Annotated in this window: 12 protein-coding genes and 2 tRNA genes; 10 read left to right on the top strand and 4 right to left on the bottom strand. The window is 62.4% G+C overall.

All coding sequences use genetic code 11. The features are described 5' to 3' along the window. The first annotated feature begins 40 nt into the window (after positions 1 to 40). The 3 genes from JJE47_18225 to JJE47_18215 all read left to right on the top strand — a co-directional run bounded on the left by JJE47_18225 (position 41) and on the right by JJE47_18215 (position 4,811). Positions 41 to 310 (top strand): hypothetical protein, encoded by a 270-nt coding sequence (locus JJE47_18225; GenBank protein ID MBK5269362.1) that lies wholly within the window; start codon positions 41 to 43, stop codon positions 308 to 310. A gap of 611 nt (positions 311 to 921) precedes the next feature. Next, positions 922 to 4,602 carry an AAA family ATPase gene (locus tag JJE47_18220; GenBank protein MBK5269361.1) on the top strand — a complete coding sequence of 1,227 codons (3,681 nt, stop codon included), beginning with the start codon at positions 922 to 924 and terminating at the stop codon, positions 4,600 to 4,602. After that, on the top strand, positions 4,593 to 4,811 hold the full coding sequence (locus JJE47_18215; protein ID MBK5269360.1) for a ferredoxin: 219 nt from the start codon (positions 4,593 to 4,595) through the stop codon (positions 4,809 to 4,811). Before JJE47_18220 ends, JJE47_18215 begins: the two co-directional genes overlap by 10 nt. Positions 4,812 to 5,623: 812 nt before the next feature. Here JJE47_18215 and JJE47_18210 read toward each other — a convergent pair. Both JJE47_18210 and JJE47_18205 read right to left on the bottom strand, forming a co-directional pair. Beyond that, positions 5,624 to 14,047 carry a DUF3131 domain-containing protein gene (locus JJE47_18210; protein ID MBK5269359.1) on the bottom strand — a complete coding sequence of 2,808 codons (8,424 nt, stop codon included), beginning with the start codon at positions 14,045 to 14,047 and terminating at the stop codon, positions 5,624 to 5,626. An 823-nt stretch (positions 14,048 to 14,870) separates the two neighbouring features. Further along, positions 14,871 to 14,944, bottom strand: a tRNA-Arg gene (locus JJE47_18205). Between the two features lie 94 nt (positions 14,945 to 15,038). Between JJE47_18205 and JJE47_18200 the strand changes: the two genes are divergently transcribed. Continuing rightward, complete coding sequence (locus JJE47_18200) at positions 15,039 to 16,706, top strand: DUF885 domain-containing protein (GenBank protein ID MBK5269358.1); 1,668 nt, start codon at positions 15,039 to 15,041, stop codon at positions 16,704 to 16,706. 133 nt (positions 16,707 to 16,839) lie between these two features. Here JJE47_18200 and JJE47_18195 read toward each other — a convergent pair. Both JJE47_18195 and JJE47_18190 read right to left on the bottom strand, forming a co-directional pair. Beyond that, positions 16,840 to 16,931 (bottom strand) — tRNA-Ser (locus JJE47_18195). Positions 16,932 to 17,110: 179 nt separating this feature from the next. Continuing rightward, complete coding sequence (locus tag JJE47_18190; protein MBK5269357.1) at positions 17,111 to 18,097, bottom strand: hypothetical protein; 987 nt, start codon at positions 18,095 to 18,097, stop codon at positions 17,111 to 17,113. 54 nt (positions 18,098 to 18,151) lie between these two features. Here JJE47_18190 and JJE47_18185 point away from each other — a divergent pair, with 54 nt between their 5' ends. The 6 genes from JJE47_18185 to JJE47_18160 all read left to right on the top strand — a co-directional run bounded on the left by JJE47_18185 (position 18,152) and on the right by JJE47_18160 (position 24,147). Continuing rightward, a complete protein-coding gene (locus tag JJE47_18185; GenBank protein ID MBK5269356.1) occupies positions 18,152 to 19,177 on the top strand; it encodes a glycine betaine/L-proline ABC transporter ATP-binding protein in 1,026 nt (341 codons plus the stop codon). Continuing rightward, positions 19,174 to 21,075 (top strand): ABC transporter permease subunit, encoded by a 1,902-nt coding sequence (locus JJE47_18180; GenBank protein MBK5269355.1) that lies wholly within the window; start codon positions 19,174 to 19,176, stop codon positions 21,073 to 21,075. The genes JJE47_18185 and JJE47_18180 overlap by 4 nt, the downstream gene beginning before the upstream one ends. 152 nt (positions 21,076 to 21,227) lie before the next feature. Continuing rightward, positions 21,228 to 22,202: a ferric reductase-like transmembrane domain-containing protein gene (locus JJE47_18175; GenBank protein MBK5269354.1), complete on the top strand. Its 975-nt coding sequence runs from the start codon at positions 21,228 to 21,230 to the stop codon at positions 22,200 to 22,202. Then, positions 22,168 to 22,476 (top strand): FMN-binding protein, encoded by a 309-nt coding sequence (locus JJE47_18170; GenBank protein ID MBK5269353.1) that lies wholly within the window; start codon positions 22,168 to 22,170, stop codon positions 22,474 to 22,476. The genes JJE47_18175 and JJE47_18170 overlap by 35 nt, the downstream gene beginning before the upstream one ends. A gap of 169 nt (positions 22,477 to 22,645) precedes the next feature. Next, positions 22,646 to 23,359, top strand: a complete 714-nt coding sequence (locus JJE47_18165; protein ID MBK5269352.1) for an FMN-binding protein — start codon at positions 22,646 to 22,648, stop codon at positions 23,357 to 23,359. 8 nt (positions 23,360 to 23,367) lie between these two features. Beyond that, positions 23,368 to 24,147: an FAD:protein FMN transferase gene (locus JJE47_18160; protein MBK5269351.1), complete on the top strand. Its 780-nt coding sequence runs from the start codon at positions 23,368 to 23,370 to the stop codon at positions 24,145 to 24,147. Positions 24,148 to 24,227: the final 80 nt, after the last annotated feature.

Here is a 24,227-nt window from a genome sequence, read left to right as displayed (position 1 = left end):
GGCTGTATCGGCTGAGGCGAGATCCGGTCACGATCGGATCATGAAACTGCTTGAATTGCGAAGCGAGATCAGCGATAAGGTCCGTAGTGAACTTCCCCGAGCTCGACTTGCTCTGGAGATCGCTGACGACATTATCGCATTTCCGCTAATCAGCGTTGCGTCGGCACAAGGTAGATACGGTCGATCCAATCAAGCGAATCGAAACGCAATTGCAGCCCTGGTGAACCTCGGCATACTCGAGCCTTTTGGAGAAGCCCGCTACGATCGCCTTTATTGGAATCGCAGCATTTTCCACATCGTTGACACGTGAGGTTTCGGTTCTTGTTGTTGGTCTGGGCCGATGGTTGCTTGCGGAGGCGCCCAGGTGATAGTTGTTCTACCTCGGGCACCGCCTGCATGTTGCCAAGAGTCATGCGAGGTCTGCGGGCGGATCAGCCAACGAACCAAGAAAACACCAAGAAAACAACCAAGAAAATCGCAGGCGCCCAATTGCGGCCAAAAGAGAAACTCCACTCTCGCAGGGGTTTCGCTGGTACACCCGGAGGGACTTGAACCCCCAACCTTCCGATCCGTAGATCTCGAAGCCCTGTCCACGGGCGTCCGCAGCCGTCCACACAGCCCGGAACGAAAGGCTTCCTTGTCCACCGGCGTCCGAGCCGTCCATACAAGTCCAGGGCGAATGGCTCCCAACTTGGCTCCCGGCCAGAGCACTGACAAGCCCCGCGGAGCAGAGACGCTGGCTTCGGCGGCGGCCCACGGCGCGGGACATCTGGCCGGGAGCAGATTGGCGGATCCAGGATGAGATCAATGCAATGCGCTCTATTGCCGCAACTGCGCGCGTTACCCGACACCAACGGGGTCACACTGGCGGCGGAACCGAATCCGGGAGGGTATGGTTGCTTCGACATATCGAGGACCACAATGACTCAGACCGACACCGACTTTTCGCATGGCACACGAACGATTCTCTTCACCGACCTGGAGGGCTCGACCGACCTGCGAGTTCGCCTCGGTGACATTCTGGCCAACGAAGTCTTCAAGGAGCATGACCAGCTGGTGCGATCGCGCCTCGAGGCTGGTGGCGGCACCGACATCAAGGGGCTCGGGGACGGGTTCATGGCTCTCTTTTCCTCCGCGAGTCACGCCATTGAAACGGCCGTGTCGATCCAACGGGCCATCGAGGAGCACAACAGCGCCAACCCGCAGAGGGCGATATCGGTGCGGATGGGTCTCAACAGCGGGGATGTCACCCACGGTGAAGGTGAGGCCCACGGCACCGCGGTCCACGCGGCTGCGCGCGTCGCCGCCAAGGCACAGGGTGGTCAGATTCTCGTATCGCAGATCGTGTCCGATCTTGCGGGCTCGCTCGGGAAGACCAAGGTGGTCGACAGAGGGCTGTTCTGGCTGAAAGGATTCCCAGACCGATGGCGTCTCTACGAGGTCCTCTGGAGGGAGAAGGAGGCTGAGGGTGATCGCCCGAGCCGCTCAGTCAAGGAGGCATCCGCAGCAGCCTTCGATCCCGCGACCCCACGGTCCGAGGGTCCGGTTGTGGGGCGGACGAAGGAGCAGCGCGTCATCACCGAGCAACTCGAGGCGGCCCCAGGAACCGGCCTGCGTGCCGTCGTGTTGGAAGGTGAGGCGGGGATAGGCAAGACGAGGATGCTCGAGGCCACCGTCGATCTCGCGCGTGCAGCAAAAAACAACTACGTGACGCTCGACGTGACCGCGGACGAAGAACTCAGGGGTCCGTACCTCCTCTTCCGATCCCTGCTCAGTTCCCCACGGATGGCTGCCATTGCGCGCGAGGCAATGGCCCTCGAACCCCTCGATCGGGCGCAGGATGCGATCAGCGGCAGGTCCGCCAGCGGCGAGGGCCTCTCTCCACAGGAGCGGATGCTTCGCATCTTCGACGAAGTCACATCTGCGTTCTCGGCACTCACCGAGGATCGTCCCGTCGCTCTGCTGTTCGACGACCTGCAGTGGGCCGATGAGGACAGCATCCAGCTGATCCGCTATCTCGTGAGGACTTTGCCGACCGCACCGATCTTTCTCCTGATCACGATCCGCCCCTACGCAGAGGCGTCCTCCGGGGCAGGCAAACTCATCGCTGACCTTGATCGGATGCGGGTCACGCAAGTGATGCGCCTAGAGCGATTCACCCGCGCAGAGACGGCTGAGTTGCTCGAGAACGTCCTCGGTTTCCCCGTCGACGAACAGACTGTGCAGAGTCTCCATGCCCGATCAGAAGGGGTGCCCTTCTTCATCGAGGAGCTCGCTCGTGCATACCGCGGAGCGGATGCTCTCCAACTGATGGACGGAACCTGGAGGATGACACGTTTGAGTGGACCGGCGGTTCCCTCGTCGATCCAGTCCCTCATCGAGCGACGCCTCGCACAATTGTCGGAGGACTGCCGTGGTCTCCTGGCAGACGCAGGGGTACTGGGAAGAAGGTTCAAGCTTTCGGTCCTGGCTCCGGTCCTCGCAAACGTCAGGCATGAGGACGAAAAACCCGAGTGGGACCTCGCCGAAGAGCTCGACATGGCCGTCCAGCTGGGGTTGATCATCGAAGAGCCGGACGACGCGGAGTATGACTTCTCGTTCTCCCACGATCAGATCCGAGCCGCGCTCCTCGATGACATACCACGCCGTCGCCGACAGGCCATCCATGGAGCGATCACCGAGGTCCTTGCCTCACGGGAAGGCGAGGCGGACTTGTCGATGCTTGCTTACCACTCGATGAAAGCCGGCGACAACCAGAAGGCCGTGTCGTGTGCGGTCGCGGCTGCCAAGTCAGCCCTCTCAGCGTCGGCGCCAGAGGAGAGCATCCGCCTCATCGACGCCACACTCCCGGCAGCATCCGACCCTGCGGACCGGATCGAGATGCTCAGGGTCAAAGACGACGCCCTCGACACTCTCGACCGGGGTATGGAACGTATCGCAAACCTTGCCGAGATGAGTGCGTTGACGGGTGCAATCACCTCTCCTGAGCTCGAATCGGAGGTCAGGCTGCGAAGGGCTTCGGCCTCGCGGGCGATCGAGGACTTCGACGCCGCCATCGAGTTGGCGACTACCGTACGCGAGACCGCCGTTGAGCTCGGCGACCTCGACCTCGAGTTCGAGGCATGCCTGGAACTCGGCCAGGCTCTGACGAGAAGTGCGATCGGCGAGGCGTATTGGCCCTTCACCGAGATCGATCTCAATCTGCCCCAAGACGCCTATGCCAGGGCTCTGGAGCTGGCACGCGAGACGGGCTCACGGGCTGCCGAAGCCACCGCCCTGCGCGAGCTTGCCGTCATCGCAGGGGGAAGGGGACGACAGACCGCCCTTGCCGCCGTGCAGGAGGGGACATCCAAGTTCGAGATCCTCGCCATGGGACCCACGTTGTTCTCCGAAGCGAAGCAACTGGCCGAGCAGGCCTTCAAGATCTTCGAGGAGATCGGGGATCAGCGGGGCGCGATGTCCGCTCTGATCTCGATGGCCTACGCCCACGTCACGGACCCGACAGCTCACGGCATGGCGGGTCGGATCGAACACATTCGGGCACTCCACAACAGTCGTGAAGGCGCCGTCACCGACAGCCAGCGTGCCAAAGAGGATGCTCTCATGCTCTACAGCATCCACACCTATGCCCGCCTCAACGCGCAGCCTGATCTGGCCCTCGAACGAGGCCGTGAGGCTTTCGAGGCGGCGAGGGGGATAGGTGATCGGTGGCTGGAGACGCTGGCGGCCGGTGGCATGTCGATGACGTACGCATCGTACGGCGCGGTAGATGACTCCAATGCGTGGTTGGAACGAGCGGCCACGGCGGCAATGACGGTTCCGAGTACCTCGATGGCTCGCCGGATGGAGATGTGGCGCGGTGCATGTGCAGCTGCTCACGGCGATGGCGAAGGGCTGCGCGATCACTTCGAGCGAGCCGCCGAACTGGCCGGCACCAAGAGCCCGGCTGCACGGGCGGAGGCATATTGCGCACTCGCCATCGAGACCTGCAAACTCTGGGCCACGACAGGTGATGCAGCCCTCTTGGATCGAGCGCGGTCGTCTGCCGGGGCCACGCTCGATGCCATCAGGCCGCTGCCTGGCAATCTTCCATGGGAGGCCGTCGCCCATGCGGTTCTGGCGGTTGTCGCCGACGCTGAGGACCGTCCCGAGGATGCTGCCGATGAATCCAGGATCGCCCTCTCAACCCTTGACGGCCTCACACATATTCTCCACTTCGTGAACGTGCTCTGGGCAGCCGGCCGCGTGCTGATCGGTCAGCAGGCACCCGAAGCTGACGCCCTTGCACATCAGATTGCCCAGGGACTCGGCTACCTCAGCATGAACATGATCAACCCGGAAATCAAGACGAAGTGGTTTGCCGTCGATGCGCATAACGAACTTGCCCAGTTGGTCGGTTTCGAGATTTCTGACTTCAGCTCGGGTGAGGGAGCGGTGGGTTTGGCGGACCCTGAGGTGGAATTGCTCCGAGCGATCACTTCCGGGTCCGTTGACCATGGAGCGACCGAGGACGAGATCTCCGACCTGCTATCCAAACTCGGCGTGGCATCCGAGACCGAGGCGATCGAGTACGCGATCAAGGCGGGTGTGACGTGGCGGTGAGACTTATCATCGATCGTCGCCGTTGCATCGGTGCCGGAACCTGCATCGTGCTTGCCCCCTCCGCACTTCAGTGGCGACAGGGAGACTTTCTGAAGCCGGAACTGCTCGACCCGAGCACGGTCGACGAAGACTTGCTTCGAGAGGTGGCAGCGGCCTGCCCGACCCGTGCAATCGTGCTCGAGCAGGTGATGGAGTCCTCCGACAGGTGATCCGTCCCATGGGAGAACTCATCTGCGATCCATCCAGTGCGTGGTTCCCGCTTTCGTTCTCGCGCCACCACGTCGAACTTGATTCGGCCGGCCTGGGCCTGAAACTTCGACGTTCTCTCATCCAAGGAGACGGCCGACGCTGTCGACTAGATGGCTTCATCGGTTAACTTCATGGCAAACCGAGTCCTGAACTGCAACTACAGGCGGTTGGCTCGAGGGATCCCGCCGAACTGCTCCACTCACGCAGCAGCAGCACTGGGTGCTCGCGCTCTGCCGCTGTCCGGATGACACGATCGTAAGTGGCGCGAAAATCAGTTGATTGTTCGGCTCGATTGTCGAACGACGGAGGCTCCCGAGAATGGCTCCCACCACGGCAACACCGGCCGGCCACCGAACTCTTGACGTAGCGAAACCCCCGCTCTCGCAGGGGTTTCGTGTGGTACACCCGGAGGGACTTGAACCCCCAACCTTCTGATCCGTAGTCACAACCGACCCCTCGAAAGCGCCCTGACCATGCGGCCTTTGACCCCAAAATGTGTTACACAATGGGACTGTTACGAAATGCGACCCCGTTTCTCCCGACTACCAAAGACCCTTTGAGAACTTCCGTTTTGGGAATCGACCAAGAACGAAACCAAGAAACCCAGCAGACTTTAACGACGGTTCGGTATCAGATTTCGCTCGAACGATCGAGGAGGGCCCGGCCCGTGGATATCCATGTTGTTGATGGCCCTGCTGTTTTCGAGCTCGCACGCCGCAGGTACGCCGGTGGCGACGAGCCTCATAGACCCACCGCGAACCGCGGTGACAGGTCAACCGAGGACGACCCGCACCTGGTGGGTGTCGCCGTCGTCGACCAGATCGAGCTCAGAGCCGGGATCTAGGGTTGCTCCGTCCAAGCTCAACTCGACCACGCCCGTGGACTTGCTGTTGGGGTTGAGAACCTCGATCTCATATACCGACGAGTGGTATCGGAACGTGATGTCGAACCCTGGCCAGGCGCGTGGAATGCAGGGATCGATGGAGAGGCGGGTTCCGCTCAACCGGAACCCGAGAATCCACTCCACTCCCGCCCGATACATCCAGCCTGCCGACCCCGTGTACCAGGTCCAGCCGCCACGCCCGACGTGGGGCAGCTCCGAGTACACATCTGCTGCCGCCACATAAGGCTCCACGCGATACCGGTAAATTCCGGAGCGGGTGCTGGTGTGGTTGATCGGGTTGAGCAGTCCGAACAACTCGCCAGCCCGGTCTCCATCACCGAGGGTGGCAAACGCGATAACGCTCCAAATAGCGGCGTGGGTGTACTGACCACCGTTCTCGCGAACGCCCGGAAGGTAGCCCTTGATGTAGCCGGGATCGATGTCCCAGTTGTCGAATGGCGGTGTGAAGAGGAGCACCAAGCCGTCGCCGCGCCGTACGAGATACTCTTCGACCGAGGCCATCGCCCGCCGTGCGCGCTCGTCGGGCGCTCCGCCGTGGATCACTGACCAGGATTGGGCGATCGAGTCGATTCGGCATTCGGGATTGGTCGACGAACCGAGCGGGGTCCCATCGTCGAAGAAGGCCCGTCGGTACCAATCGCCATCCCACGCCTCGGCTTCGAGACTCTGGCGGAGCCCTTCCGCCGCCTCCCGCCAGGCAGCCGCCAGGTTGATCTGCTGCGATCCCTCGGCGATGTCGGCGAAGCGTCGCAAGTTTGCATCGAGGAACCAGCCGAGCCATACGCTCTCTCCCCTCCCTTCCCTCCCGACACGATTGAGACCGTCGTTCCAGTCACCTGTCCCGATCAAGGGGAGGCCGCGGCTCCCGATCAGGGAGAGCGCCCGATCGAGCGCCCGTCGGCAGTGATCGAACAGCGTGCCGTGCACGTTTGAGGTCTCAGGGGCGAAGTAGAGCTCGTCTTGGCCCGGCTCCAGCGGCGGACCACAGATGTAGGGAACCTCCGCCGCGAGGACCTCTTCATCGCCCGTCACCTCGACGTAGTGGGCCACGGCGTAGGGGAGCCACAGGTAGTCGTCGGAGATGCGGGTTCGGACACCCTTCCCGGAGGGTTCGTGCCACCAATGGAGGACGTCGCCTTCTTCGAACTGATGGGCGGCCGCCCGCAGCAAGTGCTCACGGGTCACGCCACGCATCGGGACCGTCAGCGCCATCACGTCCTGTAGTTGGTCACGGAAGCCGTATGCCCCTCCCGCCTGATAGAACGCTGACCGGGCCATCACTCGGCAGGCCATGGTCTGATAGAGAAGCCAGTGGTTGATCATCACGTCGAACGAGCGGTCGGGGCTCTTCACTTGCACGGTCCCGAGAACGTCGCCCCAGTTCTTGGCCACTTCGCCGGCGAGCACCTGGGCGTCAGCCAGGCGAAAGCGTTCGATCAGCGAGCGGGCTTCGGTCTCGTCGTCGCCTTGGCCCAGCAGGAATCGCAACTCGACCTCTTCGTCGGGTGCCAGCGTCACGTGCCGCTGGATGGCAGCACAGGGGTCGAGACCCACCCCTACCCGCCCCGACAGCCGGTGGCTCCGCTGCAGCGCGGCAGGGCGATCGACGCTACCGTGCCGTCCGAGGAACTCGGTGCGGTCTGCTGTCAGCTCGTCGGCGGTGCCGAAGTCGGCGAAGGCCACTCGTTCCCCAAAATCCTCGTTCCACGGATTGCGAGCGAAAACGGCCCCGGTCGCCTCGTCCCGCGTGGTGACGATCTGCATCTTCGGCACCGATCTGGTGGTTCCGAGCACCCACTCGACGTATCCAGTGACCGAGAGACGCCGGCGACGGCCGCTGAGGTTGCGCAGACGCAGGCGGGAGAGTTTGATCGAGCCATCCAGCGGCACCGTCTGATGGAGGTGGAGCGCAATCCCCCGGGAGGTGTGTTCGAATTCTGAGAAACCGGGCCCGTGGCGGGCAAGGTAGGGATCGTTGTCACGGATCGGCAGCGCAGTGGGTCCCCACACCTCACCGCTATCCTCGTCCCGGACGTAGAGCACCTCGCCCGGGGGGTCGGTGACCGGATCGTTGGACCAGGGTGTGAGTTGATTCTCGCGGCTGTTCTCCGACCAGCTGAATCCGGATCCCGACTCCGAGACGCAGAACCCGAAACGGGAGTTGGCGACCACATTGATCCACGGGGCAGGGGACCATTGATCCTCGCCCAACACCACGACGTACTCGGTGCCCCCGGCGGCGAAGCCGCCGACACCATTGTGGAACTCGAGATCGAGCCGAGGGGTTGCTCCCCCCGTCTGTCCCACCGCCGCGGTGACCTTCGCCACAACGGGCTTCCGCCCGGCGAGAGGCGGGCGGAGGGCCAACTGGTCGGCGATGGTTCCGCGGTGGCTCAGCAACACGGCGCGCGCCGAGGATTGGAGCGCGAACCGATCCTCACCTGCAAGGAGAGGCCCGTCGAGGACGAAGACTCCTCCATCCGACGCCTGGCCCACCTGGCGCCCACGCTCCCGGATCAACTCCTCGATGGCGTCCCGCAGATCCTGGGCGTAGGAGCCCGGCTTCTCGTTGATGACCACGAGATCGGCGAACAGCCCCTTCATCCTCCAATACTCCTGTGCGCGCAGGAGGTCTCGGATCAGCCCCCGCTCCTCGGGCTGATCGATCCTGACCAGCACGATCGGCAGATCTCCCGAGATGCCGTGCCGCCACAGGGTTGTCTGGCTCGTAGCTGGAGCGGCCCGGCGCCCCGGCGCCGCCAGAGTCGGATCGAAGTAGATGAGGCTGCCGCCGAGCTGTTGGAAGACTTGGGCATGTTCGGGTTCGATCCGCAAGTGGTGGAGTCGGACCTGGGCCTGAGTCCATGCGAGCGTCAGCGTCCTCTCGAACGACGCCGAGTCGGAGAACTTGTCGATCAGGTCGATCACGTCGTCCCTCGTGCCGGCGACCACGGTGGTGAAGTCGAGATAGGCGGTGCCACCCGGTGGCAGGCGCACCTTGCGCCGCAGACTGAAGATCGGATCGAGCACCGGACCCGCCGAGTTCGCCAGCGGGCGATCGATCGCCGCTGCCCGCTGGACCGGATTGCCCCTGCCGAGAAAGCGGGCGCGGTCGGTGGCGTACTGGGCTCCCCCCACGACCTCGCCGGTGACGGTCAGCACATGACCCGCCCAGATCGTCTCTTCTTCCGTCGAACGCGGGCGCCGGCTTGCCAGGATGGCGTCGCGACCGACCACCTCCTCGGTCTGGACGAAGAGATTGGAGAAAGCCGGGTGAGCGGCGTCTGCGCTCGGTGGCCCCAGCACCAACTCGGCATAGGACGTCACTTCCAGTTCCCTGGCCACCGAGCCCGAGTTGGTGAGGCTCACCCGACGGACCTCGGCGTCGTCTTCCTCCGAGATGACCACCGTCAGTGTGGTGGAGATCTCTCCATCGCGGCGCGAGATCTCCACCTTGTCCTCGCTGAACGACGCCTCGTAGTCATCGGGCTCGGCGCCGGTGGGCTGGTAGCCCGCCGACCAGGTACGACCGGCTTCGTCCTTGATGAACACATAGCTGCCGAAGTTGTCCCGCGTCACGTCCTCGTGCCATCGGTTGACCGAAAGACCGTGCCACCGACTGAATCCGGAACCGGCGGCAGTGATGACGGTGCTGAGCCTGCCGTTGGAGAGGTGGTGGACGATTGGCACCCGACTGTGTGGCGAGCCCACCTTGCGTATTACTCCCTCCACGACCTCCAGCGGACGGGCTGCCCCCTCCACCTCGTCGACCCGCGGGCGTGCTACCTCGAGATCACGCGGAACGCGTTCGTGCAGCAAGAGCTCCGCCGCCTGCACCGACGGCTCACTGTGGAAGAGTTCCCGGGCGAATCCGTCGAAGATGACGTTGGTGATGGCCACGAGTGACATAGCCTGGTGGTGGGCCATATAGGACTTCACCAGTACCGCGCCATCGGTGTCGGGACGGCGGGAGGGAGTGAAGTCGAGCGCTTCGTAGTAGCCGTAGGTGCCCAAGGCTCCCATCGCCGCGAGCCGCCGCAGGTTGTCGACCGCTTCGCTGGGTTCCACCATCGCCGCGAGCATGGTGGCGTAGGGGGCGACCACGAGATCCTGGCTCAGACCCCGCTCAAAGCCCAGACCTGGCACCCCGAACGCCCGGTATTGATAGGTGAGTTGGACGTCGCGCGCGGCGTAGGCGGACTCGGAGATCCCCCACGGGATCTGCCGTTCCTTCCCGTACTCGATTTGCCGCCGGACGACCGCCCGATAGGTGGTGTCGAGGACGCTCTCGGGAGGAGAGCGCATCACCAGGAGCGGCATGAGGTATTCGAACATCGAGCCCGACCACGAGATGAGGGCCGCCTCGGTTCCCATCGGAGTCATCGAGCGCCCGAGCCGAAACCAGTGGCTGGGGGGGAGATCACCCTTGGCAATCCCAACGAAGCTGGCAAGACGCGCTTCCGAGGCCAGCAGGTCGTAGTGACTCTGGTCGAGAGCTAATTCGAGCACCCGATATCCGACCGACAGCAACTTGTTCGAGGGACTCCACAGGAATGAGAAGTCCATCGCTCCCGCCAGGGCCACGGCCCTCTCGGCCAGGTCGGCCATCCGGCTCTCCATCTGCCGTCGTCGTCCCGGGTCGTCGAACAACCGGCGATCCTCTTCATGGCTATGAACGGTCGCCATGAGGGCTTCGGCCCATATGCCCAGATCGTCGGTACCGTCGGCAGAGGCCAGGGTCAGGGCGATGTCGGCAACCGTCATGGAAGCCTCGTCGATCCCACCGGGACCGACATGCCATCCTGACCCGGTGGAATCACCCAGGGAACCGAGCAATCCGGCCAGGGCTCGCTCCAGATCTCGGGGGGACACGACCTCGGCTTGGCTTTTCAGCGCAATCCCGTCGGCAGCCTGTCGGATCAGCAGAGCGCCGTCCCTGATGCCTGCAGCCACCTCCGCTCCCGGTGCCAGGTCCCTGAGCCGGGCGCATCCCTCCGACACTGCCAGCAGATGCCCCGCCAGGTTGCCGCTGTCGACCGTCGAGACGTATAGGGGAGACAGAGGCTCGAGGGTGACGGTTTCGTACCAGTTGAAGAAATGGCCCTGGAACCGTTCCATCTCATCGAGGGTTGAAAGAGTGGACTCGAGCCGGGACGCCGTCTCCTCCAACCCGATCCAGCCGAACTCACGGGCCGAGAGGACCGCCAGGAGGTAGAGGCCGATGTTGGTGGGAGAGGTTCGGTGGGCGATGACCGCGACATCCTCCTGGTAGTTGTCCGGCGGCAGCCAGTTCTCCTCCTCGGTGACGAACTGTTCGAAGTATCGCCAGGTGCGTCGAGCGATCAGCCGTAGTTCATCTCGTTCCTCGGCGGTGGGCGGGTCCGCCACCCTGACCGGCCGAGTGGTACTTGCCCAGTGGGCGACGAAGGGAGCCGCCACCCACATCCACGACCAGACCAATGCCGCCACGAGTGCGTCTGGATTGACGATGGCCGCGGCGAGGGCGGTGACCAAGCCGACCGCCATCGATGGGGCCATGCGAAGGACGAAGAGACGCCTATCGAGTGAGAATCGGCGCTCGGCTTCTTCGGCGGTGACCCACTCGAGCATGCTCCGACGCGAGACCGTCACCCGCCAGAGGGTGAGAACGATCGCCTCGGTGGTCCTGACCGCCTGGTGGGCGAGGAAGGCCGCCTGCAAGATGAATCGACCGGCTACTCGAGCGGCGTCGACCCACCATCTCCGCAGGCGAACCGCCTCCGGCGTGCTGGTGCGACGAGGGATCATCCTCTCGAGCAGAGGCAGCAAGGCGGGAAGGGCCAAGGCGACGACGATGAAGCCGGTCCACGGCCACACCGGCACAGCCGGGATCAGGAACGAGGCCAGAAGCGTGAGCAGGGCGGCGGGGCTGGAGAGACTGCGACGCAGGTTGTCGACCATCTTGAGTCGAGCCACCGGTGGAAGAGGGCCGCGCCGCCCGAGGATCCACGGAAGCAGCTGCCAATCGCCCCTGATCCAGCGGTGTTGCCGAGAGAGCGCCACCTCATAATGACTCGGGAACTCCTCGAACACCTCGACATTGGTCACCAGGCCGGCACGGGCGAAGGACCCCTCGAACAGATCATGGCTGAGGAGAGCGTTCTCCGGAATCCGGCCGTCCAGTGCGGCCTCGAAGGAATCGATCTCATAGATTCCCTTCCCGGCGTAGGAACCCTCTTCGAACAGGTCCTGGTAGACATCGCTGACGGCTGCCGCGTAGGGATCGATTCCAGCCGGAGGAAAGAACACCCGTTGGAAGAAGCTGGTCCCGCCCGCTCCTAGAAACGCAGTCACCCGAGGTTGGAGAACGCCATAGCCTTCCACGACCCGTCCCATCGGTTCATCCACCCGAGCCCGGTTGAGCGGATGGGCCATCGTCGCCACCAGCCGTGTGGCCGCGCCTGGGGGCAGCCGCGAGTCCTGATCGAGAGCGATCACGTACCGCACCCGTTGTGGCATCCGACCACCCCAGGGGAGGTAGCTGGTGTCTGTCGCCCCCCGCAGCAGGCGATTGAGTTCATGGAGCTTGCCGCGCTTGCGTTCCCACCCCATGTAGCGGCCCTCACTGGGATTGAACTGGCGTCGACGGTGGAACAGCAGGAAACGGTCGGTCCCTCCCGGTGCATGGCCGTAACGCTCGTTGAGACGGGCGACGCCGCGGGCAGCCACCGCCAGCAGCTCGGCGTCGTCGGGTTCCTCGGACTCGTCGGCGTCCCGCCAATCGGTCAGAAGCGCGAAATGGAACTCTCCCTCCGGGTCCGCGAGGTGATGGACTTCGAGGCGATCTACCAGCGCTTCGACCTGGTCCGGACGCGACAACATGGCGGGTATCGCCACCATCGTCCGAAACTCCTCGGTGGGGCCGTCAGGAAGGGCGAGCGAAGGGAGCTCCTTGGGTTGGGCGAGGGAAGCCACCGCCCTGTTGACCACGGTCATTGCCACATCGGTGGCAGGAATCAGGGCGAGAAACGCCATCAGCCATCGCCACGGCCACGCAGGCTGAATAGCTTGAAGAGGCAGCGCCAGAGCGAGGGCGGTCACCGCCAGGATCGATCCGATGTAGGCCGCCGTGGCCTTCTTCTTCACGAGTCGAGACAGGGTGAGTCCAACACCGGGATGGAACCCAACCTCGACTTCGAGCTGACTCCGGCCCCCGCCCAGAAGGTAGAAGCCAGGGTCACGCTGGCGTCGATCGGTGACCTCGGCCCCCGCCAGCGCGAGGGCAGCCTCAGCAACCTCGAGCTCGGATGCGGCCGATCCTTTGGACAGATCTTCGATGGCGTGTCGATAAAGGTCACGGGTGGCATAACTCATCTCGCGGTATGAGCCGTCCGCCGCCAGCGCCCGGTCGGCCAGGCTGACCCCTTCGACGAAGCTCGCCCATTCGAAGGAGCTGATGTAACGGAAGCTGGTCACGATGTTGCGGACGGTGAGGTTGGTCGCCACTTGCCGATGCTGCGTCTCTGCAACCACATCATCAGGGGTGGTCCCTTCGGCGGCGAGCCGGTCGAGTAGCCAGCCGAGACCGGGCGTGGTCTCTGGATCGTGGTCCCGCAACCGTCGGATCAGCTGGACCACCAACGGTTGGGGAACCTCGCCCGAACCGATGCGGTCCAGCTCTGCCTGAGCTTCAGCGATCCGACCTCCGCTAGTCCCGAGCAAACCGTCGGCAATGTCGTCTGCGGCACGCCGGAGTGCTCGGCCCTCGACGATCGACTCGGTACATCTCCGCAGGTTCTCCACGAGCACGACGCGCAAGGTGATAGGGAGTGCCCACAATTCGCCGATCGTGAGAGGCTCCACTTCTTGATAGGCGTCGATGAAGCGCCTCAGCGCTTCCGGGTCGAAGCGGCTGTCGAGGTGAGCGACGAAGACCCAAGCGATCTCGAACACCCGCGGATATCCGTCCAGTTCACCATCGTTCAGCTTGGGCAACTCGTGGTAGTAGGAGGATGGGAGGTTCTCCCGGATCTCGCGCAGTTGTCGTTCGACAAGGTGGAAGTTATCCACCAGCCATTCCGCAGCGGGGGTGAGGAGAGCCTCCCTCCCGGAGGCGTCGGCGAGTTCCCGATACGAAGAGAAAAGAACGTCGCCGTTGTCCGACAGGCGTCTCGAGATGTGCTGCAGCCGTCCGCGTCGTACGGTCGCCTCCTGGGCATCGGCCAGGCTTCTGGCACGCTCTTCGAGCCGCCCGACGCCGAACAACTCCGCCCGAATGGGCTCACCACCGTGCGCGGCTTTCGGAGACGACATTCGCGAAGGCTACAGCGCCATCAGCCCCGAAGCTCGGGTACGTCCGAGGAGCCGGGTCGACCTCGGCGCAATCGACGCCAAACGGACGCGCGCCGGAGTCACCTCTGCCTGGGCACGCCCACCCCGTGCACACCCCCACCGGTGGCAGAACACGGTGCGACCGGGGTTGGAGAGGGGGTGTGCAGGGGTGGGCTGCATAGGCAGATGCACACCCGATAAACCACAAATTGGCGCCCCCGATCCGAGATACTCGGGGTTTGGGGAGATCTGGACAACAGAAAAGGCCAGGCATTGCCTGGCCTTTTCGTCTGACGATGTCAAAATTTTGGTAGCGTGTGCACGGACCAAATCCACGGGACCAGGTTCACTACGGAGAGGCCCGGCATTGTTGGCTTTCGTCTTTTCTGCCGAGACCCCACATTTCGGCGGTTGACGGATTCAAATGCGCCGTGATCAGAACCCTCTCTCAATCTGTCCCTCGAGCACCCTCGAAGAGATCCGTCTCCCAGTTCGCCGGCTCGATTTGAACGTCATCGACCAACCCGCTGCGTCATGTGGTAGCTCCATTCGCATGCGATGAGGTCGGTGAGGTTCGGGGGGTCAGGGAATGCGGAGGATGCTTACGGGTCGCGGTACTCCGATCCGACCGAGGAAGCGGGAAGCCCACCCCAGATAATGAGACTGTCTCCCGTCGACACCGTGTCGACCGCTGCCAGCCATATCGGCGGCTCCGTCAAACGAACCAAGAAAACAACCAAGAAAATCTCAGGCACCCAAGTACTGCCAAAAGAGAAAACCCCCGCTCTCGCAGGGGTTTCGCTAGTACACCCGGAGGGACTTGAACCCCCAACCTTCTGATCCGTAGTCAGACGCTCTATCCAATTGAGCTACGGGTGCGTGTGCGCAACAGATTAGCCTATGGAACGTTCGCTGCGAACGGGTATCGCTCGAACAGCAACGACCGGTGGCGAGACAACAGGGAGTGTACATAGTGGGGATCGCCGAACTCTCAAACCAGTACTGGGATCTCCAGATGCGCTTCGCTCCGGAAAACGCCACGATGTACGGTGATCACCGGTTTGATTCCGAGATCAGCGACGTAACTCCCGACAGTCTTTCCCGGGTCATGGTCGAGCTGCGCGATGTCGCCCGACAGGCTGAGACGATCATTCCTGGCAGCTTGTCCAAACAGGACCGCATCACCCGTCAAATGCTCATTGACGCGGTCGATTCGTCCGAAACGGCCATTGACGAACTCGGTCTCATGCTCCGCATCGACCCGATGCTCGGCGTTCATTCAATGCTCATCGCCGGATCGAGCATGACCGTGGCGGATCAACCCGAACACGCCAACATGCTTTTGGAGCGGTACCGCAAAGTCGGCGGTCTCGTCGAAGGGCATTTGGCGTGGCACCTCAAAGGGTTGGCACAGGGGAAGGTTTCCCCGACGGGAAACATCGAACGGTCCCTTGCCCAAATGGACACCTACCTCGCCTCCTCGCTCGAAACCGACCCTTTCATCAATATCGTTGTCCCCGAGTGGAGCGGAAAGGACGCCTGGATCGCCGCCATGACCGACGTCGTCAAAACGTCGGTGCGGCCCGCGATACAAAAATATCGCGACACCATCAGGGACGAGATCGCACCGCATGGGCGCTCTCAAGACCGGGCCGGACTCAGTTGGGTCGATGGTGGCGCCGAGTACTACGAACGCCTCATCAAGGACTTCACGACGGTCGCGCTGACGGCCGACGAAATCCATGAAATCGGGCTGGAGGAAATGGCGCACAGTCTGGAAGAGTTTTCCATGTATGGGCAGGCGGCGCTCGGCATTTCGGCGCTCCCCGCTCTCTTTGATCGCCTCAGGACCGACGAAACCCTGCGGTTCGACTCAACCGAAGAACTCATGGAGTTCAACCGAACGGTCATTACGAAAGCCGAAGCACTGGCCTCCGACTGGTTCGGTCATCTCCCTCAAGCACCGTGTGAGATGGCAGAAATCCCGGCGTCGCTAGCTCCGAATATGCCGCCAGCCTATTACTTCCCTCCCCCGGCCGATGGTTCTCGACCGGGGACGTATTTCATCAACACCGCGAATCCGAAAACGGTCCATCGTTTCGACATGGTGGCGACGGCAGCTCACGAGGCAGTGCCAGGCCACCACCTCCAGTGCGCCATCAACGCCGAAGCCGGCGACCTGCCTATGTTCCGCCGATACGGTCTCGTTGTGGCGTACTCGGAAGGGTGGGGCTTGTATTCCGAACGTCTCGCCGACGAAATGGGCCTCTATGAGAGTGACCTCGATCGCATCGGCATGGTGGCCGCCGACGCCTGGCGGGCGGCTCGTCTGGTCGTCGACACGGGAATCCACGCCAAAGGATGGTCGCGAGATCAGGCGATCGCCTACATGACCGAGAACACGCCCATCAAACACGACACCGTGGCAATCGAAGTCGATCGGTACATCGGCTTCCCTGGCCAAGCACTCACGTACAAGATCGGTCAGCGGGAGTTCAGACGACTGCGGTCTATGGCCGAGGACCGACTTGGTGACCGCTTCGATATTCGCAGCTTCCACGACACCGTCTTGACGAACGGGGCGGTTACGTTGCCAGTGCTGGCAGGCCTGGTCGAAGAATGGATCGCGTCGATCGTCTAGGCCCATCCCATCCTGGACTGCATGCGCCGTTGTTGGGGGCAGACCGTCTCCGCCGAGACCACCGCCTTGATGGGACCGACCCGTTCAAGGACGGAAACGAACGAACCCCGGACAGAATCCGGGGTTCGTTGACTGGCGGAGAGGGAGGGATTTGAACCCTCGAAGAGGTTTAAACCCCTTACTCGCTTAGCAGGCGAGCGCCTTCGACCACTCGGCCACCTCTCCTCATTTGTCGTGCGAAACCTTAGTGGTTCGCGAACGAGTCGCAGTCGGCCAGGTCTTTCCGTTCTTCTACGAAAAACATCCGGAAAACCAAACGCGTACCGTCCGAACCTAGGGCTGGAGCGCCCGAAAACGGGCGCTGGAACCCTGGGTTGAACCCAGGGTTCCAGCAGTCACTCGATCTACGGGAGCCAGGCCTTCCAAACGGCCTCGTTGTCATCAACCCACTTCTGGGCGACGGCAACCGGGTCGTCTCCGTCGATCTCAACCGGCGGCAGCATCGCAAGCTGGTCTTCGGTCGTGATCGTGAAGTTGCTCAGGAACGTGAATACCGCAGGATCCTTCGCCTGAAGCTTGCCTGAGGCTGCCTTGTAGATGACATCCTCGGGGTAGTCGCAGTCAACGCCACCGTCGCCGGCCGCCGCAGACGCAGCGCATTCGTCGTTGTAGGCGGGGAGTTCAACGTTGACCAGGTCGAACATCGCCACGGCCGCCGTTGGGGTCCACCAGTAGAGAACAATCGGCTCTCCCGCGGTTACGCGTGCCTCAACCTCGGCAACCGTGGCCGGTTCCGATCCAGAGAACTGAACCTGGAATGGCAAGTCGAGGTTCGTGATGATCTGCTCGTCGTACTGCGAGTACGAGGGGTCGGTGCCGAGGAAACGGCCATTGTCGCCCGTTTCGGCGGTGGCAAACAGGGCAGCTAGCGCGGGATCCTTGAAGCCTTCCCAGGTGGCGAGTTCGGGATGCTCGTCGATGACGTAGCTCGGGACGAACCAGCCAATCTTTCCAACCGTACCCAGATCGCCGATGTTTACAGCAGATCCGTCAGCAAAGTAAGACTGTTCGGCCTCGGTGACGCCCGACGGCCAAATCTCCAAAACCGCGTCCAGGTCACCATCGGTCAGGCCCGTGAACATCGCGTCATTCTCGTTGACGTCGACCAGCTCGACCGGGTTGCCAAGTTCCTTTTCGATGATGATCTTGGCCACAAGTGCGTTAAGGCGCGAAGCCGTCCAGGGATTGACAACCAGTCGAATAGTCTCCATGTCACCGCTGGCTGCGACCGTCGTGGTGGTGGCATCGCCACCTGTTTCGACCGCATCGTCACCGCCACAGGCAGCCGCTACAAGCGCCAAGGCGAGTAGCAAAGCAAATAACTTCTTCATTCTTTTCCTCCTATTGGGTCGGTCCTCACGGACCGCGAGCTACATTACTGACCGATGACCGATCCTGCACCATCCGATCAGACCGCTCTTTCTGCCGAGCACGTATGGAAGGTATTCGGGTCAAAACCAGAACGAGCCGTCGAGTTGGCCGAGTCAGGCGAGAGTCGCTCGGACGTCTTGGAGGCTACGGGATGCACGATTGCAGTCCGCGATGTCTCCTTCGCGGTCAAGCCAGGCGAGACGTTTGTGGTCATGGGACTGTCCGGATCCGGCAAGTCCACCCTCATACGCTGTGTCGCCCGACTGATCGAGTCCACCAAGGGGACTGTCACCGTCGACGGTGAGGACTTCACCGCGATGAACGCCACCGAACTGCGTGAGGTGCGGCGTAAGAAGCTTTCAATGGTGTTTCAGCACTTCGGTCTCTTTTCACACCGCCGGGTGATCGACAACGCGTGCTACGGCCTCGAAATTCAGGGAGTGCCCAAGGCGGAGCGACACGAGCGAGCCCTTGAGATACTGGGCGTGGTCGGGCTATCCGGGTTTGAGTACCACTATCCTCAGCAGCTGTCCGGAGGCATGCAACAGCGAGTAGGACTCGCCCGAGCGTTGTGCGTCGACCCGGAGATCTTGTTCTTCGACGAGCCGTTCTCGGCACTGGATCCGCTCATCCGCCGAGACATGCAGGACGAACTCATTCGGCTCCAGGAAACCATGAAACGCACGATCGTCTTTATCACCCATGACTTCGCAGAGGCCATCAAACTGGGCGATCGCATTGCCATCATGAAGGACGGGGCTTTCGACCAGGTCGGCACGGCGGCCGAGCTTATTCGTAATCCGGCAACCGCCTATGTGCGGGAGTTCACCGAAGACATCCCAAAAGCCAAGGTTCTTACCGCTCGGGACATCATGACCTCGGGTGGCGATTCAACTCGCCGCGTGGAGTCGAGTGCCACGGTGTACTCCCTGGTTCCCTTGCTGCTCAATGACCCAATGCCCATTGCCGTGACCGAAGACGGGTTCGTGATCGGGCAGGTTGACCGCGAGTCCGTTGCCACGCTCATGGACGAGGCGTGACGACGGCACCCACCAGCGACGGGACGATCCTCAATCGCTTCGGCCCCTATCTGGTATTACTGGCGGTACTCGTCGCCATTCAACTGCTGGTCAGCACCGAGTCCTTCCCTGCGTTGCTCGACGATTTCCTGAAGGATCCCGTCGATTCACTCGGAGCTTGGGGTCAGCTCAATCGGCGGACCCATCCCCTCTTCACCCAGTTCTTCGCACCGCTGACCAACACCGTCGATTTTGGTATCAGCACGATCGAGGACATTCTCACCTGGCTGCCCTGGTATGTGATCCCCGCCGGCCTCTTTGCTCTGATTGCTCGGCGTCGTCGTTTTCTGGACGCGACGGTGGCGGCTACCGTAATGATCTATCCGGGTCTCGTTGGACTCTGGGAGCCGACCCTGGAAACGCTGGCGCTCATGTCGTTTGCCGTGTTCGCCTCGGCTGTGATCGGCATCCCCCTGGGTATCTGGGCCGCGTTCCGCCCTCGGGTCGAGGCAGCCCTAAGGCCGTTCCTCGACATCATGCAGACCGTCCCGGCCTTCGTCTATTTCCTCCCGTTGCTGGTTCTGTTCGGGATCGGCAAAACCAACGGCGCAATTGCCACCATCATTTACGCCTTGCCCCCCGTGGTACGACTCACCACACTGGGGATCCGACAAGTTCCCGCTCAATCCGTCGAAGCCTCCAATATGTTCGGTGCGTCGGAGCGGCAAACGCTTTTCAAAGTACAGATCCCGACGGCCATGCCGACGATCCTGGCAGGGCTCAGTCAAACGATCATGATGGCACTGGGTATCGTCGTGCTGGCTGCCCTCGTGGCCGCCGGAGGCCTCGGTGGGCTTGTGTTGCAGAGTCTGAATCAGCGAACCACCGGCCGCGGGATCGCCGTTGGGTTGGCAATCGTGGCCGTGGCCATGCTCCTCGACCGGGTCGGCAGATCGCTGGCCGACGGCGATCGCACCAAGACCCTGTCGCGCAGCGCCAAGTTGGCATGGGGCATCAGCCTCGTCGCCGGCGTACTCATAGGCCGCTGGAAAGAATGGGACACCTTCCCGACGGTATGGACAACTCGCATCTTCGATCCGATCGACACCGCAGTCGACTGGGCGATAGTCAACTGGTCGCAATACACCCGCGCGGTCAACGACTTCGTCGTAGGGGATATCGTTGTGCCCGTTCGGAGTTTCCTTATCGATACCGTGGCCTGGCCGGTCCTGATCGTCCTGGCCAGCTATCTGGTCTGGCGCATCGCCGGGCCAAAGCTCGCCGCGTTCACCGCGGCCGCCATGGCAACGATTGGACTGATCGGGATGTGGGATCTGTCGATCGATACGGTCGTTCAGGTGATGATCGGTGTGATTATTGCGATTCTTATCGCTGTCCCGCTGGGAATTATGGCTGGCCGCAACGCCAGGGTTGAGGCGGTGTTAGGCCCAATCCTTGACGGTCTGCAAACGATTCCGTCTTTGGTCTATATCATTCCCGTCGTCACGCTGTTCACTCTGGGCCCGATGCCAGGCATCATCGCGTCGGTCCTCTACGCAATCGTCCCTGGCGTGCGAATCACGGCACTTGGCATTCAAAACGTACCGTCGGAAAGCGTCGAAGCTTCCCAAACGTTTGGCGCGACCCGGGTGCAAACCATGCTCGGCGTGCGAATTCCGCTCGCCGCCCCCACGATCATGGCTGGTATCAATCAGGTGATCATGATGGTCCTCGCCATGGTCATCATCGCCGGGTTGGTCGGCGGCGGCGCACTCGGCTTCGAAACAGTACGGGCGCTCACTCGCAACCTGTACGGACACGGGTTCGAGGTCGGCTTGTCCATTGCGCTGATCGCCATGGTCCTCGACCGAAGCACCCAGGCACTGGCGCAGCGTTTCCAACCCCCGGCCGCCACCTAGATCCGTTCCTAGGGTCCCAACGCCCATTTTCGGGTGCTTGAACCCTGGGTTCGGACGTTCGGGACGAAACGGTCGGGGTTAACGAAAGCGGGCAGGGGTTCGTTGCGACCGGCAGGCCAGTACAGTGGCACTCGTTGCCAGAAGGTACGAGCGTGAACGATCTTTGGTTGAATCTGAGCAGGGCGACCGGCATCGTTGCCACGTTGCTGGCAGTCGCCGCTCTCGTGTGGGGCTTCTTCTTTTCGGCCCGCAACTTTGGCGACACCTACAAACCAGCCTGGTGGCTCGACCTTCACAACTGGCTTGGTGGCATCGCGCTCATCTTCACGGCAGCCCATCTCATCACCGTATATGTCACTCCCGACTCGGGGATCGGACTCATCCAGATTTTCATCCCGAACACAGCCATTGGCGAGCAGTGGCCAATCACCTGGGGCGTGGTCGCCGCCTACCTGTTCGCCATAACGGTCTTCACCAGTTGGCCCAAAAAACGATTCCGCCGCTGGCTCTGGAGGACCATCCACCTGACTTCGATCCTGGGAACGGCTCTGGCCCTCATCCACGCCTACCAACTCGGCCCCGACACGCAATATCTGGCCTTCCGGGTGGCGTTTGTGGCTTCGATCGCCGTCGGCCTGTATGCGGTCTTCCGGCGTCTGGTTGGTATCGCCTTGAAGGTCTCACGCGCTCGTAATTCATCCTTAGCTCGTTTTAAGCTGGTGGTGATTACATCCGGTGATGAGCATGACAACCGTTCCTCCCCAACCGACGGAAGCTCCAGTCGATCCGGCACTCGCCGAACGTATGGAACAACTTGCTCAACGTTCAAAAGCAGCCAAAGAAGCCGCCTTGAACAGGGCGACCGGGTCGGATGCCCCCTCTGCCGACCCGGCCCGCCCGACCAGACGCAAGCACGCCGCCCGATCCGCTCGCTACCTATCGCTGGCGCTAAGCCTCCTCGCAACGGCTGTTCTGACGGTCGCCTTTTCGATACTCAGCTTGCCGAGCATCGATCAATTCGCCTTGGCCGCCGTCCCTACACAATCCGTCGCCACCAGCTCAACACCTTCGGTCGTCTCGACTCCAACGACCGTGGCCGCGCCGGTCGTCAGCACGTTCAACGGTGACGTCGTCCGGACTCGCTGGGGTCCGGTCCAGGTTCAAGCCCAGTTCAAGAACGGGGTCCTCGAAGACGTAGTCACCCTTGTCTATCCAAACGACCGCGGGACCAGCATCTACATCAATCAACAAGCCCTCCCGATGTTGCGGTCCGAAGTCCTGACGGCTCAAAGCGCCCGCGTTGACACCATCTCCGGAGCCTCGGTCACCAGTCGCGGATACGTAACTTCTCTGCAGTCGGCGATCGATGCAGCCCAAGCAGCGGGTGCGACCAACCTCTGATCCGCATGATGACCTTCCGTCGAGCCAATCCATCGCCTCGGGCTCTTCGCCGGTTGGCCCGGTTGGCCCGGTTGGCCCGGTTGGCCCGAGAAACGCTTGCCCCATAGGTCTCACGCGCTTCGTAAATCATCCTTAGCTGCCACTTAACTGGCAGTGATTAGATACGTTTATGACGGTCGCAACCGTTCCTCCCCAATCAACGGATTCTCACAACGACCCGGCACTCGGCGAACGCATGGAACAACTTGCTCGACGATCAGAAGCCGCCAAACAAGCCGCACTGAACGGGGCCACCGGGTCTGAGGGTGCTTCTGTCGTCCCGGCCGGCCGGATCCAACCAGCCAAGCGCAAGCACGCCGCCGGCGCCGCCCGCCATCTCTGCCTTGCCCTCAGTCTGCTCACGACGGTGGTGCTGACCCTTACGTTTTCGATTCTCAGCTTGCCGGCCATCGACCAGTTTGCCCTGGTCACCCTCCCGGACCTACCTGCCACCGCAACCGGGGCGGCTTCACCCTCCACCATCGTCACAGCGCCGACTCAGACAACCATCGTCGCAGCTCCAATTCAGACAACCGTCGTCGCACCAATCCAGACCACGTTCGATGGTGATCTTGTCTCGACCCGCTGGGGATCACTTCAGGTTCAAGCCGAATTCAAGAATGGCGTGCTCGAAGACGTCATTACGCTCGCTCACCCGGACGGCGATCGAACGAGTGTCTCGATCAATCAGCAGGTCCTTCCGGTGTTACGCGCCCGGGTTCTGACCGCTCAGAGCGCCGACGTCGACACCATCTCCGGGGCATCGATCACCAGCCGCGCATACAAAACATCCCTGCAATCGGCCATCGATGCAGCCCGATCGGCCGGGGCGACCAACCTATGATCAAAGCGATGGAAACTGTCGGGCCAGTCCACCATGTCGAGCACGTCATGGGCATGCCAATCAGCTTCGACATCCGGCCGCCAACCCCTCCGCTGGATGCCGTTCGAGAAGCGATCGCCTGGTTACATCACGTCGACGAGACCTTCAGCACCTACAACCTCGACAGCCCGATCTCACGGATCGGCCGGGGCGACCTGACCGAACGGGGGGCGAGCCTCGAGATCCAGGAGGTTCTGTCCGAGTGTCGGAGACTCACCCACCTCACAAACGGCGCCTTCGACGCGTTCGCCGTGCCCGCTCCGAACGGTACCCACGTCGATCCTTCCGGCCTCGTCAAGGGATGGGCCGTTCAGAGGGCAGCCGGGATCATCGTCGATGCGGGGGCGGTGAACTACTGCATCAACGCAGCCGGTGACATTGCCCTCGGCGGACAACCCGAACCTGACCGTCCGTGGAGCGTCGGCATCCGACACCCGTTCCTGTCGGACAAACTTGCTACGACGGTTCGACTTGCAGGGCCGATCGCAGTGGCGACGTCTGCCAAATATGAGCGCGGCGACCACATCATCGACCCCCGCAGCGGCACAGTCGCCAACGCGATGCTCAGTGCTACCGTGTTTGGACCGGACCTGGGTTTGGCCGATGCGTATGCGACCGCCGTCTTTGTCATGGGAGATGAGGGCCTCGACTGGATCGATGAGCAGGACGGCTACGAGGCATATGTCATCACGCTCGAAGAGATGACCCACTGGACCCACGGCTTCGAGCGCGCCTGGCCCTACGCCTAGGCCGCTCCCGGCTTGTACTTAGGGCTGGAGCGCCCGCCATCGGGTGCTGGAACCCCGGGTTCAACCCTGGGTTCGCAAAG

The sequence above is a fragment of the Acidimicrobiia bacterium genome, from assembly GCA_016650365.1.
Classification (GTDB): domain Bacteria; phylum Actinomycetota; class Acidimicrobiia; order Spongiisociales; family JAENVV01; genus JAENVV01.
This window is presented reverse-complemented; position numbering and strand designations above follow the sequence as displayed.

Bases quoted from the DNA above. Each gene is read 5' to 3' on its own strand.
- JJE47_18210 (MBK5269359.1), bottom strand. From the start codon at position 14,047: ATGTCGTCTCCGAAAGCCGCGCACGGTGGTGAGCCCATTCGGGCGGAG.
- JJE47_18160 (MBK5269351.1), top strand. From the start codon at position 23,368: ATGGAAACTGTCGGGCCAGTCCACCATGTCGAGCACGTCATGGGCATG.
- JJE47_18185 (MBK5269356.1), top strand. From the start codon at position 18,152: ATGACCGATCCTGCACCATCCGATCAGACCGCTCTTTCTGCCGAGCAC.
- JJE47_18190 (MBK5269357.1), bottom strand. From the start codon at position 18,097: ATGAAGAAGTTATTTGCTTTGCTACTCGCCTTGGCGCTTGTAGCGGCT.
- JJE47_18220 (MBK5269361.1), top strand. From the start codon at position 922: ATGACTCAGACCGACACCGACTTTTCGCATGGCACACGAACGATTCTC.
- JJE47_18165 (MBK5269352.1), top strand. From the start codon at position 22,646: ATGACGGTCGCAACCGTTCCTCCCCAATCAACGGATTCTCACAACGAC.
- JJE47_18225 (MBK5269362.1), top strand. From the start codon at position 41: ATGAAACTGCTTGAATTGCGAAGCGAGATCAGCGATAAGGTCCGTAGT.